This is a genomic window from Carboxylicivirga caseinilyticus (genome assembly GCF_050589785.1).
GTDB classification, from domain to species: Bacteria; Bacteroidota; Bacteroidia; order Bacteroidales; family Marinilabiliaceae; genus Carboxylicivirga; species Carboxylicivirga caseinilyticus.
In genome coordinates, this window is record NZ_JBNGOX010000009.1 from 122215 (window position 1) to 136689 (window position 14475).

The following is a 14475-nucleotide window of genomic DNA, read 5'->3' on the forward strand; positions in this document are numbered from 1 at the left end:
CTTAAAGTTGAAAAAGAAAATTCTTTTATTTCCTGTACTCTTTATAATTGTTGTTGCTGTTATCTTCCTAGTAACTCAAAGAAGCAATAATATTAGTAAAAGGGAGTTAGATTCAATTCAAAATGGACATATCCCATTTATTGAAATAAGTAATGAATTAATTTCCACACAAACAGGACTTCAAAAGGCGTTTCAAGATGGTGTTGCAGCCCAGGATTTGGATAAAATCAATCAAACAATTGATCTGGCAGAGCAATTTAGAACATTGGCTGACAGCGCAAAAAAGATTACTAGTTTAAGTAATCAAGTAAAGATTGATAGTACAATGATCCTCTTTAATGAATATTACGAGGTGGCTGTAACAACATCGAAGAGTATGATTGCTGAAGAATATTCAGAAGAAGTCAGCATGAATATGCAAAGAATGATAAGTAAGCTGACAGTTCTTAAAGATCTTTTATCAACGATTTCATCAAATGCGAAACATGATATGAGTATGGCCTTTGAGAAAACGGAGAAACAATCTAAAAAATTAGCTATTATCATTCAGGTTGTATTGTTCTTAAGTTTAATCACATTTATTACAATTTCTCTTTTCCTTTCAAGGCTAATTGTAAATGCACTCAAAGCAACCACAAATAATCTATTATTATTATCGCAAGGACAATTAAATATTAAAGTCCCAGAGAATTATTTAAAGGGAAAGGATGAAATTGGTGATATTTCAAGAGCGATTTTGAACTTAGTTAAGAAATTAACTGAAGTTATTAAAGGTGTTCAATCAGAAGTAGTTGAAATATCAAATATTAGTACAAACTTGAACAGAACTTCAGAAATAATTGCTGAGGGCTCTAATGAACAAGCTGCCTCTGTGGAAGAAGTTTCATCTACAATGGAGGAAATCGTAGCTAATATTGATCAAACAACCGAATATTCTGTTAAAACCGAAAAGATTGCTGTTTCATCAGCAAATGATATGACACAAGTTAGTCAAGCCGCAGAAGAGAGTCTTGAATCAGTGACATCAATCACTGATAAGATTAATATGATTAGCGACATAGCTTTTCAAACCAATATCTTAGCTCTTAATGCAGCAGTTGAGGCTGCACGTGCTGGAGAACATGGCAGAGGCTTTTCTGTTGTAGCTTCTGAAGTAAGAAAATTAGCTGAAAAAAGTAAATTTGCAGCAGATGAGATTACCAGATTGGCTCAGGTAAGTCTTGATAACACAAGAAATTCTGAAAGACTCACATCAAAAACAATTCCTGAAATTAAAAAGACATCTTTATGGATTCAGGAGATTTCAGCTGCAAGTATTGAACAAAAAAATGGTGTTGAACAAGTAAATCAGAGCGTTCAGCAATTAAGTCAGATTGCACAGCAAAATGCCACAGCCTCAGAGCAAATGGCCTTAACTTCTGATGGTTTAATAAATCAGGCTAAAAAACTTTCGCTTTTGGTATCTTATTTTAAAACTGAAAATTCGGAAATTAATTAAATCTATACTCAGCGGTTTACATTAAAACCGCTGAGATTAATTAATTTCATCAATATTATTGCTACTCGCAAAACTACCAATTCCATTAAATGTGTGAGATTATCATGACACCTAATCTCTAACCAAATTATTTATGTATTCCAACCATAAATTTCTATATATATCCACTTTTGAGCTCGATTGGCTTGTCCGTATCTTTTTTTGACCAGATCGTTTCATTTCTTCATCTTCGGTTTTTTCATTTTTGCATTGATAGTTTAAGTATAAATAAAGTATCAGTGCATATTAACACTGATATAAGAAGAGACAAACCTCGTGATGAAAAAATTTCAATTGCTTGTATCAATTACATTGTTGTTAACATCAATTGGTCTGCAAGCCCAGAAATGGGAATCGAAGCAGGCACCGTTAATGACAAAATTCGCGAAGGATGTAGATCCTGAAAATGTATTACCAGAGTATCCTCGTCCGCAAATGGTTCGCGAAAAATGGATGAATCTTAACGGGCTGTGGCAATTTCAACCAGGCACCTGGGAAAATGAGCCTTATCCAAAAGGAAATCTGAAACGAAATATTTTAGTGCCTTTTGCTGTTGAATCAGCACTTTCGGGTGTAATGGAACACCACGAACGTTTATGGTACCGTCGTTCATTTAATGTACCTGAATCATGGAATGGTGAAAGAGTATTGCTTCATTTTGGCGCTGTTGATTATCAATGTGAAGTTTTTATTAACAATAAAAGTGTAGGTACTCATCAGGGAGGTTATGATCCTTTTTCGTTTGATATTACTGATGCACTTATCAAAGGTGAGCAATCAATAACTGTTAAGGTTTGGGACCCCACAGTAAAAGAAGGTTTCCCTCGTGGTAAACAAACGTTGAATCCGGAAGGTATCATGTACACTTCGGTTACCGGTATCTGGCAGACAGTTTGGTTAGAACCTGTTCCTCAACAGCGTATTGTTGATTTTAAAATGGTTCCTGATATCGACAAATCAGTGTTAAACCTTTCTGTTAAAGCTGAAGGCGGACGATTATTGAACTATACAGCTGTGGTTAAAGATGGCAACAAAGTAGTGGCTACCATCAACAGCAAACCAATGGCTCCAACCGAGATTAAAATCAAGAATCAAAAACTTTGGTCTCCTGACAGTCCTTTCTTATACGATATGACAATTACGTTGAAAGATGGTGACAAAGTAGTTGACCAGGTTGATACTTACTTCGGTATGCGTAAAATATCATTAGGCTTCGATGGCAAATTCCAGCGTCTGTACCTGAATAACAAGTTCACTTTCCAGATGGGACCATTAGATCAGGGATTCTGGCCTGACGGACTTTATACAGCGCCAACAGATGAAGCTTTACGCTTTGATATTGAAATGACCAAAAAACTTGGTTTCAATATGAGCCGTAAACACATCAAAGTTGAACCTTACAGATGGTACTACTGGGCTGATAAATTGGGTCTGTTAGTATGGCAGGATATGCCATCTCCAAACTCATATACTTTTGGAACACCGCCAATCAATAAGGAAGCCTTTACAACTGAGTTAATGCGTATGGTAGAAACGCATCAAAACATACCAAGTATTGTGATGTGGGTTATCTTTAACGAGGCTCAGGCACAACATGACGTGAAAGAATACTGTGCTTTGGTAAAAGGATTAGATCCATCTCGTTTGGTTAACGAAGCAAGTGGGTGGCAACACGAAGGTAATGGTGATGTAATCGATAACCATAGCTATCCTCCACCATCATGTCCATATAGCCCATATCAGGCATCTGCATGTGGCGAATATGGAGGCATCGGTTATCAGATTGACGGACATATCTGGAATCCGGATGACCTGATGCAATATGTAATGATTCAGACGGATGAAGAGTACCTGAACATGTACGATGAATTTGCAACTATGCTTACCAAATTCAAAACCAACAATGGTTTAAGTGCAGCTGTCTACACCGAAATTACCGACGTTGAAATTGAGTTGAACGGTATCATGACCTACGATCGAATCATGAAGGTTGATCCGGCAAAAGTATTTGCATCCAATCAAAAGGTGATTCATAAAAACATTTACGAGTATGTTTATAACGTTTTGCCTACTGCCGAAGTTGAAGACCGAAGCTGGCAACATACTTTTGAGCAACCAGCAAATAACTGGATGAAGGCTGACTTCAATGCTTCAGCATGGAAAACCGGTAAAGGTGGTTTTGGTTCTGCAGGTACTCCTCAAGCCATCAATGGTACAACTTGGGAAACAAAAGATATTTGGGTTCGTCAGGAATTTGAATTGGGCGATATCTCAAAACTTGACTTAAGCAAATTATATCTAAGAGTTCATCACGATGATAATGGTGTGGTTTATATCAATGGTGTAAAAGCTGCTGATTTACCTAACTGGACCTCAGGTTATATTAATGTTGAGTTGTCGGACGAAGCTAAAAAAGCCCTGGTTAAAGGCAAAAATGTTATTGCTATTCATTGTCATCAAAATGATGGAGGCCAATATATTGATGCAGGTTTTGTAGTTGTAAGTAAGGATAAACCAATTTCCGACTCTGTAATTAAAACACTTCTTATTAAATAAATAGGCTCTTACATAAAATGTCTTAGTACCAATTGTATTAAGCATAAAATTGAAGTTTGGTTCTTGATAGTGTAGTACGTTCCCCCACTATGCTATTTCGAACCAAACTTTTTTATTAGAATGAAGCATTGATTTTACTTATCTTTCGAACCAAACTAAGGAAAGACTATGAGCCGAAAAGTGTATTTTCTGTCAACTTGTGATACATGCAAACGCATAATGAAAGAAGTAGGTGTTGATGAAAGTTTTGAATTGCAGGATATCAAATTCAATCCGGTAACAGAAGAGCAAATTGAGAGTTTCTTCGAACACACACAAAGCTATGAGGCTCTGATAAACAAACGGGCACGAAAACTAAAAGATACTTTAGCTGAGAACCCGGTTAAGAAGGATGCAGATTATAAGAAACTGCTATTATTGGATTACACTTTTTTAAAACGTCCTGTTTTTGAGATTGATGATCAATTATTTATTGGAAACGCTGCCAAAACTATTGAAGCAATTAAGATGGCGTTAAAATAAAAGCAGCACATTCCATTTGAACGTGCTGCTTAAATATTGAAAAAGGGTCAGACTATTTTTTTATTAATTTCTTTACAACGCTTCCTCCTTTACTGAAACTTATTTTGATAAGGTAAATTCCTTTTGCCAAATCATTTACTGGCAATTCAATTCTATTGTTTTCAAGATTTTTACGACTCACACTAATCATACCCACCTGATTAATGATCTCAACAGATTCAATCGATTCTGAAGATTCTATATATAAAATGTCCTTAGCCGGAACAGGATACATTCTTACCTGATCAGCTGTCATGTTTTTTACTGCACTTGGGATATTCGCATCAGGATTATTTGGTTGTGTGGTTCCGGCTGTTAATATCACATCATCAATGGCTATATCAGTGATGCTTGATCCGCCCAGCATAAAAATATTACCACAGGCATTCAAGTCTAATCCCTGAGCTACCAATACCTGCATGGGTATAATCACTCTGTGCCACTCACCGTCTCTTTCGATATTGTATCCTGAAGTACTGCTACAGGTAATTTTTCCTTCAGTACCGGCAGCGCCGGCTATTCCAAACCAAAAATCATTGGTTGAAGAAGTTTTTAATGATAAGGATAGTGTTCCGTTGGCATAATGAGTCAGATTCAAAGCATCATCAGAAAAGATACCGAAACCATACCACCCGGCATTACCACTCTTAAAGTATAACTGATCAACACCGTCGTAAGGAGTACCTCCGGTTAAAGCAGACAATGTTCCTTCCCATATATAAATATGACCTTTTACATCATCTATGGCAAAACGCTCTGTTACATTTGAGTTTTCTGTATAAATACCAAAATATTCAGCTGTTATTCCTGCATCATCAGAACCTGGTAAAGCGGCATCACAATTTGGATTATAAGCGGTATTACCAATGTTTTCAGGATTTGCTGCAAAAAAGATATCATCCACCAGGATATCAGAAATATAAGGAGCCCCTCCCAGCATAAATACATTTCCGCATGAAGAAAGGTCAAGTCCCTGAGCCACCATATCACTAACTGCCAATGTTATCTGATGCCATTTACCATCTCGCACAAAACCATTTGGATCAGCACCTTCTACAAAATGTATTTTAGCTTCTGTATTATTTGCTCCGCCTACTCCTACCCAAAAATCGGCTGAAGAAGAAGTGCGTAATGAAAATTTCAAATAACCGTTGGCAAATTGTGAAAGATCCAATCCTGCATCAGAGAATAATCCATAACCAAACCAGGTATTGGTAGCCGGTGAAGTAAATGCAAGCACATCGTTTCCGTCATACGTTGGAGCTTCTTCAATGGCTTCCATGGTATTATTCCAGATATACAGATGCCCTGAAATATCATCAATAATGAACTTTTCAGTGATGGAAGGATTTTCGGTAAAGATTCCGAATACACTAAAATTAGCGGTTGTATTCGATAGTATTATTTTATCAATTGATAGATAACCATTTGTAGTGGATGTTCCCTGCAAAGTAAAAACATCATCAATTTTTGTAAAATCAATATTGCTTAAACTCTGTAATGGAATAGCAAGGCGCGACCATGTTTCATCACGACTAACATTATAAGACGTTGAAGAACCTACAGTCATTAAACTGGTTTTATCATCTGTATCACCCAATCCTATTAAAAGGTCATCCTGAATATTGGTTTTGATATAAACATCAATGCTTCCGGTTGAAGATATGGCCGATAAATCCTGAATAGCCGATGACGAAATATTAATATTAAAAGCATTTCCGGCTGTAACGTTATAGGATAATACTTCAGAACCTTCAACTGCTGTTTCTCCAGCTCTTGCTGTCACTCCTGAAGTAGAAAGTGTGGCATCAAACCCAAGGTCCAAGGCATTATCGTATGATTTTCCATCGGCATAAACTGCAAGATCACCATACAAAGGCATTGAAGTCACCAATTCACCTTCACCGGTCTTTTGATACACCTTGATATAATCCACCAACATTTGTGCAGGCATGGGTGCTGTTATCCCGGTTTCATTATAGATATCCGGGAACATACCGCCAACAGCCAGATTAAGCAACAGGTACATTGAATAATCGCGAAACTCTTCCGCATCACTTCCATCAACATTCATTGAGTAATAAGGTGTTGAACTGCCATCTAGATACATACTTATATTAGTAGCACTCCATACCATGGTAAACGTATGAAAATCGTTGTTCAATGCAGTCGGAGCCTGTGAGCTATATCCATAACCGGCATAACCATCATTGTACTCCCAATGAAGTGCACCTCCAAAAGTTGTGTTTTGTTGATTATTGGTTATTCCATCAGCATGTCCTGCCTCCAATATGTCAATTTCGCCACATGATGGCCAGCCAGCTTGCGTATTACCCAAAAGCCAGAAAGCAGGCCATAAGCCATTGGCCAGATCAGGCAATTTTATACGAGCTTCAATCTTACCGTATTTAAAAGCAAACTTACTTTTTGAATTGATTCGACCCGAAGTAAAAGCATATCCATTGTAGTTCTCTTTTTTAGCAGTAAGTATCAAACAATTATTTCCGTTTCCGTCATCACCTACAGATACATTGTCAGCCGTATAATGTTGCAATTCGCTGTTTGAACCGGTATTCCAGATACCTTCACTTTGCTCAACATTCCAGATGGCAGGGTTTAATGCATCTCCGTCGAAATTTTCTTCCCAAACCAATTCATAACCTTGTGCTCCGGCTATTATGGTGAAGCTTAAAGCGAAAATAAAGAGGTAAACTTTTTTCATTTTGTTTTTAATTAACTTGGATTAATAATGCTGGCAGTTTGTGAAATAGATGAATACAAAAATCAGAAAAGAATTACATTACCCCATATTTTTGACCACTTCAAAACCTATTTGGCACTACGTTATTATTACGTCACAAATTTAAAAATATAGCACATTTAGCTGACTATTTGATACTTCAATGTTTTTAACCTTTGTTTGGGCTCCTTTTTTTATTACGTTTTTATTAACCGCATATATCCCAAAAAGCTATTTTTACAATATCCAAGTATTTCTGTATCCGAATGAAAAAACCGATTATACTCGTATTCCTGTTCTGCATTCTTAATCACCTATCAGCTGATGAGTTTAGCTCTGGGGTTCCTTTTATTACCGGATACACCGAAAAAGACCATCATGTTTCTAATAATAACCATTGCATTGTTCAGGATCAACGCGGTGTTTTATACTTTGCCAACGATTATGGTATTCTTGAGTTTGATGGTAACGACTGGGAGGTTATTCAGGTTCCTTCCAACCGTTCCAACGTTCAGTCCCTTGCTATCGACCGGAACAACCGTCTTTATGTAGGTGCACAGGGTGATTTTGGGTATATCGATTACATGCAACCATACGGACTGATTTTTCATTCCTTGTTAGACAAGACTCCACCTGAATTTCGAAATTTTGGCGATATCGTTAATACTTTTGTATTAGACGACAGGGTTATATTTCAATGTTGGGATGGATTATATATATATCGTAACCAACAAATAACTGTTTATGCTTTAAGTGGAGGAATTCTAAGTGCATTTAAAATAAATGATCAAATAATTGTGCAAGGCACAGAAGGTTTATTCGTATTTACGGGCAGCGGTTTTGATAAAATTCCCGGCACTTCTGTTCTTCAAAACACATGGGTTCGCTTTGTATTACCTCGAAACGATAGTTGGTTAATCGGCACTCAACAAGCCGGATTATTTGAATTAAAAAACAAACAATTAGTACCCTTTTCCATTACTCCTTCTGTAGATTTTGCAAATGCACAAATTACGGCAGCACGTTTAAATAAGCAAGGTGACTTAATCATCGGAACCCGACAGGCTGGTTTATTTGTGATTGATAAAAACAATGAAGTGATTAATCACCTGACCCGAACCAAAGGATTACAAAGCAATGAAATCAGTACACTATACTTCGACAGAAACGATAATTTGTGGGTTGCCAACAAAAAAGGAATCGATTTTATAGAACTTGCATCCCCTTTTACCCGACTGTTACCCAACAGCGATGAACCCGTAGAAGTGTATGATGCGGCAATATTTGAAAATAAGCTCTACCTGGCCACTCACAAAGGACTCTTATTTGCAGCCATGAAAGATCTAAATAATGTTTTGTCCTCTCATTCAGCCTTTTCAAGAGTAAAAGGATCGGATGACATTAACTGGAGTCTTAATATTATCGATCAAAAATTGATTGTTGCACACAACGGTGGATTTAGCCAGGTTAAAAACGGAGAAATCATTCAAACCATATCTACTTATGGCGGCTGGAAAGTTGTTCCGTTACCTTCTGATTCGTTGCGGTTGATTGCAGGAACATACAAAGGGTTGGCCGTACTAAAGAAACAACCGGATGGATGGTTTGATATGGAAAAATTAATTGATGGTTTTGAAGAATCAAGCCGTGTAATGGAAATAGATAATGAGGGTTATATCTGGGTTGCTCACGGATATAAAGGCATTTACAAACTCAAACTTTCTTATGATACGGATTCATTGCAGGAGCTTCATTTCTACGATAATTCAAAAGGATTACCCACCAATTTTTACAACAGTGTTTTTAAATTCAACCAAAAGATTGTTTTTGGAACAGAATATGGCATTTATCGCTACCAGAGTGATATTGATTCAATTATGATTGATAATGATCTGACCCGAAATACATGGGGCTGGAAGATTGGCAGAATGCTGAAACAGGACACTTCGGGTAATATTTGGTTTGTGGGTAGCAATAACGCAGGCATTATAAATAATCATCCGGATGGAAGGACCTCGATCGAATCCATTCCATTCGTCAAGCTAAGTGATTTTTATATTCCCGGATTTGAATCCTATACAATTCTGCCCAATCAGAATGTTTTGATTGGCGGTAAAGACGGTGTGGTTTATTTTAACATGCAAAAAAACAAACTGCTTCATCAGCCATTCCAGGTTATTTTACGAAGAGTCAGTAACCTGAAAAACAACCGTGAAATCATTTACAATGATCGTATCCGTTTTTTATGCGACACTATTCTCACAGCCAAACAAGAACTGGCACCGGCAAGTAACAGCCTGCAGTTTGATTTTGCAACCGGCTTTTACGAAAACACCAATCATCTGGCATATAAATATTATCTCGAAGGATTTGATAATGAATGGAGCGATTGGGTTAAAGAACCTTTTAAACAATACACCAACCTAGCACCGGGTAATTACGTTTTCAGGGTGAAAGCACGCAACACCTATGGAATAGAATCGAACGAAGCAAACTTTCGTTTTTCTATTGCCACACCGCTCTATCTGACTTATCCGGCTTTTATCGCGTACCTGTTGATTATTGTTTTAATGATTGGATTAATTATTAAAATCAGAACAAAACGTATAACCCGCGAAAAAGAAAGGTTGATAAACGAGCAAAAACACTTATTAAGTCTTGAACAATCAAAACTTCAGGAGGAACAGTTGCGCAATGATCTGCAATCAAAAAAAGAAGAATTGTCAGGCCTGGCCATGAAGGTTATTTACAAAAACGAAAAACTTTCAGAATTAAAAGAAAAAGTAGAATCAATAAAAGAGATCGCCTCAGACAAGGTAGCACAGAGATTGGGAAAAACATTGAATTTTATTGATCAGGAGCTGGCCGATGATCATTGGGAAGATTTTGAAATGCGATTTGATATGGCACATAACAATTTTATCAAACGTTTAAAAGAAGATTTTCCCGATCTGACCTCTAAAGATTTAAAAATGTGTGCCTACCTCAGAATGAATTTATCTACCAAAGAGATGGCTCAACTTTTAAACATGACAGTCAGAGGAGTTGAAACGGCACGTTACAGGATCCGTAAACGAATGAACCTGGAATCATCCGAAAATCTGAATGAATTCATCCTGACGTATTAAAAACCATTCCAAAACAACATACTAAATATCTTATTTGTATTTATTTAAGGACATCACTATCATAACTGAGCGTAATAATAACGTAGCAAAAAAGAAGCTTTAAAGTATAGAAAATTAAGGTTGTTCATTATGCATTTACCACCTTTGCTTCGAAACAAAATCAAAAAAACATGTTATCATATTTCTCAAAAATAATTCCTTTTGTTATTTCATTCATTGCGCTATCTGTGTCGGTAAATCAACATTGTACAGCCCAACAATGCGAAACTATGGTTTGGTCTGATGAGTTTGACGGATCAGCATTAAACATGAATAACTGGACTTACGAAATTGGCAACGGTCAAGGTGGCTGGGGAACCGGCCAGCTGGATTATGCAACCAACCGTAATGAAAACGTTAGAATTGAAGATGGCAAATTAGTATTGGAATTACGCAAAGAGAATTACGCAGGATATCAATATACTAGTGGTCGATTGGTTAGTTATCAAAAACAGGCCTTTCTATATGGAAGAATCGAAGCCCGTATCAAAGGAGTGGATACTCAAGGTTTGGGTTTTGCCTTCTGGATGCTGGGCGAAGATTATGAAACGGTTTGGTGGCCAAAATGTGGTGAGATCGACATCATGGAAAATACAGGTGGAGACCCTTCCTTCAACATTGGAACAGCCCATTTTCAGGAATCATGGGGACATCATTATAATCAGGGAAGCTATACACTTCCAACTGGAAAATTTGCTGATGACTTTCATACATTCGCTTTGGAGTGGACACCGGAATATTTGAAATGGTACATTGACGATATCAATTATCACACCTTCGACATTTCGGAACCTATTAATGGTTATCGACCTTTTAATCGACCATTCTTTATCATTTTAAGTGTTGGTGTTGGCGGAAGCTATTCGGGCAACCCGGATGCTAAAACTACATTCCCAATGAGTGCCACCATCGATTATGTAAGGGTCTATCAGGGTGCTTTCAGTGCTTTTATTGAAGGTGAAAACGAAGTTGTTGAAGGTGATGTAAATAAAACATACAGTATTGATACCCCGGGTGCGACCAGTTATAATTGGACAGTGCCTGTTGGTTCTTCTATCACTTCAGGACAGGGAACCAATCAAATAGTTGTTAACTGGGCCGGAACTTCCGGCGATGTTCAGGTTGTAACCAATGGTTCTTGCGGAGAAAAAACCTACAGCCTTTCGGTAGAAGTGGAATCGCAACATACAAGTGATAATCTGGCATTGAACAAGCCTGCTTATGCTTCATCGCAGGAGAATGCTAGTTATGCTCCTGCATATTGTGTGGATGGTGATGAATCTACCCGATGGGCCAGCAACTGGAATCAGCCAGAATGGGTATATGTCGATCTTCAGAAAAGCTATAATATCAACCAGGTAATTTTGAAATGGCAATATGCGCATGCATCAGCTTACGAAATTCAAGTTTCAGATAACGCTGTTAATTGGAATACGATTTACACCGAAACATCAGGCGATGGAGAAACCGATGATATCTCTCTTAGTGGAACCGGAAGGTACTTACGCATATTATGCAATCAACGAAACACTCAGTGGGGCTTTAGCTTATTTGAACTGGAGGTTTATGGAAGTTCCACCACCGCAGTTAATGATATTCAACCGGAAGATATAAATCTTTTTCCCAATCCGGCTAAAACCAGCGTTACACTTGAAGATAACAAACACCTGTTATCTGAAATAAGCATTTTCAACAATGCCGGTCAGAAACTGAGAACCGAGAAAATCAAATCATCAACACAAATCATTAATCTTGAAGGATACAGTCAAGGCATTTACTTTATCCGATGTAAACCCAAAGGATCAGGAAAGTCACTTGTAAAACCATTGGTTATTACAGAATAACACAATCCATCCTTCCATAATCAGAATTTCTTTCAAAAACATTCCGATAAGGACGTCTATCGACCTTGTCTTAGGGTGTTGTATGCATAACTTAAATACCAATTCATGAAAAAACAGTACATTTTTTTGGCTACGGCATTTTTAATGACCTTTGCCTATGTTATCTCAGCAAAGGCAGAACCCAGTAATCTGGCATTAAACAAATCAGTAACTACTTCATCGGGTAACGGATCTCTTGCTGTTGATGGTAATGATCAAACACGTTGGGAAAGTGCTTTCGAAGATCCTCAATGGATTTATGTTGATCTGGAAGATCAATATCACATTGCTGAAGTAATTATTAACTGGGAAGCAGCATCGGCAAAGGTTTACGAAGTGGAAGTATCAGATGATGCCACCGATGGCAGCTGGACATCCATATACTCAGAGACTAATAATCCGGGTGCAGGTATCCGTGATATGATTGTTAACGGAACCGGAAGATATATCCGTATTTACGGAACTGAGCGCAACCTGACTTATGGATACTCCATATTTGAACTGGAAATCTATGGTGTGGCGGCAAACGAAACCAGAACTTTGTCGAGAATAGATTTAACCGCTGAGAAAACCATTATCAAGACCAACACTCCTGTTCAGTTACAAGCAATGGGATACGATCAATTCGATTTAAAAATGTTGGTTGATCCGGTTTGGTCGTCCAATGGTGGTAGCGTTTCTGAAGAAGGAATCTTCTCTGCCACAACACCGGGAACGTATACCATTACAGCTACATCCGAAAGCATTAGCGGAACCATCTCAATAGAAGTACAAGGCGATCCGGTTCTTAGTCGTTTAGTTATCAGTCCTGATGATACTCAAACAACCCTAGGTAATGATGTAACTTTTACAGCTTCAGGCTATGATCAGTTTGGTGATGAAATTGCCGCCGAAATTGCCTGGTCATCTGATAATAACGGAAGCATTGGTCAAACAACGGGTTTATTTACAGCCGATAAAGTTGGAACCTTTACCATAACTGCAACTAGTGGTACTGTTACTGAATCAACAACTTTAACAGTTAAAGCTGTAAATATTGCTATCAATAAAACGGCTGTAGCATCCAATGAAGTACAATCTGCTTCACTGGCTGTAGATGGTGACAATGGTACACGCTGGGAAACAGAACACAGCGCCCCTCAATGGATTTATATCGATCTGGAAGATATGTATCTGCTAAATTTTATGGAGATAATATGGGAAGGAGCTTCCGCTGCAGATTACACTATTGATATTTCGTCTGATGCCACTAACTGGCAAACCGTATATTCTGTTTCAGACATCACCGAAACTGCTCGTACCGATGCATTCGAATTTTTTGCTAATGCCCGTTATGTGAGAATGATGGCAACTGAACGAACCACACCCTGGGGGATTAGTATTTATGAATGGATTGTCAATGGAGAGATACCTCAGGTTGCCAAAACACTGAACTCCATCTCTGTATCGACTGATATTACAACTCTGGAAGCTGGAGAACAGGTTCAATTATCCGCCTTCGGATACGATAGCGATTTGACACCTTACCCGATTGCTCCGGTTTGGTCTGTGGACAATAGTGGTGATATTTCGACAGAAGGACTGTTTACAGCCACTTCGGCGGGAACATACAGAGTAACAGTACAGGATGGTTCAATAAGTGGCTATATCGACATGACGGTAAATGGCACTTCAACATCTTTAGATAAACAATCTGCTTCAATTAAAGTTAGCGGGCAGAATAGCATCATCTGTGTTGATAATTTAAATCCTGAGAAACATCAAAAAATAGAAGTATATTCTTCCAATGGTCAGCTACTAAAGTCGCAATTGGTTAAGAATTCTCAAACTCAAATATCCGGCTTCAACAAGGGGCTTGTGATCATAAAAATATCAGGCAAAGAAAATTTCACGCGTAAAATTAGTATTCAATAGTTAGTTACAGATAGGTTTATTCTTAAAAGAGGGTGTCCAAAAAGTGATTCTGCAAATAAGGAATCTTTCAAATTGTAACTTTACTTTCATTATACCCCACCAAACCTCCCCTAAAAG

Annotated in this window: 7 protein-coding genes; 6 read left to right on the forward strand and 1 reads right to left on the reverse strand. The window is 37.7% G+C overall.

The window, feature by feature from the left end; all coding sequences use genetic code 11:
- The first annotated feature begins 7 nt into the window (after positions 1 to 7).
- The 3 genes from ACRD62_RS07020 to ACRD62_RS07030 all read left to right on the forward strand — a co-directional run bounded on the left by ACRD62_RS07020 (position 8) and on the right by ACRD62_RS07030 (position 4615).
- Entirely contained in the window at positions 8 to 1498 is a 1491-nt protein-coding gene (locus ACRD62_RS07020) for a methyl-accepting chemotaxis protein (RefSeq protein ID WP_430819424.1), read from the forward strand.
- A gap of 318 nt (positions 1499 to 1816) precedes the next feature.
- Entirely contained in the window at positions 1817 to 4093 is a 2277-nt protein-coding gene (locus ACRD62_RS07025; protein ID WP_430819425.1) for a glycoside hydrolase family 2 protein, read from the forward strand.
- A gap of 168 nt (positions 4094 to 4261) precedes the next feature.
- Positions 4262 to 4615 carry an arsenate reductase family protein gene (locus tag ACRD62_RS07030; protein ID WP_430819426.1) on the forward strand — a complete coding sequence of 118 codons (354 nt, stop codon included), beginning with the start codon at positions 4262 to 4264 and terminating at the stop codon, positions 4613 to 4615.
- Positions 4616 to 4667: 52 nt separating this feature from the next.
- On the opposite strand, the gene ACRD62_RS07035 is transcribed toward ACRD62_RS07030, so the two are convergent.
- A complete protein-coding gene (locus ACRD62_RS07035) occupies positions 4668 to 7376 on the reverse strand; it encodes a family 16 glycosylhydrolase (RefSeq protein ID WP_430819427.1) in 2709 nt (902 codons plus the stop codon).
- A gap of 284 nt (positions 7377 to 7660) precedes the next feature.
- On the opposite strand from ACRD62_RS07035, the gene ACRD62_RS07040 reads away from it, so the two are divergent.
- The 3 genes from ACRD62_RS07040 to ACRD62_RS07050 all read left to right on the forward strand — a co-directional run bounded on the left by ACRD62_RS07040 (position 7661) and on the right by ACRD62_RS07050 (position 14358).
- Positions 7661 to 10522: a two-component regulator propeller domain-containing protein gene (locus tag ACRD62_RS07040; protein ID WP_430819428.1), complete on the forward strand. Its 2862-nt coding sequence runs from the start codon at positions 7661 to 7663 to the stop codon at positions 10520 to 10522.
- Positions 10523 to 10692: 170 nt separating this feature from the next.
- The gene (locus tag ACRD62_RS07045) at positions 10693 to 12405 is read left to right on the forward strand and encodes a family 16 glycosylhydrolase (protein WP_430819429.1); all 1713 of its coding nucleotides are present in this window, start codon (positions 10693 to 10695) and stop codon (positions 12403 to 12405) included.
- Positions 12406 to 12510: 105 nt separating this feature from the next.
- Positions 12511 to 14358, forward strand: a complete 1848-nt coding sequence (locus ACRD62_RS07050) for a galactose-binding domain-containing protein (protein WP_430819430.1) — start codon at positions 12511 to 12513, stop codon at positions 14356 to 14358.
- The last annotated feature ends 117 nt before the right edge of the window (positions 14359 to 14475 follow it).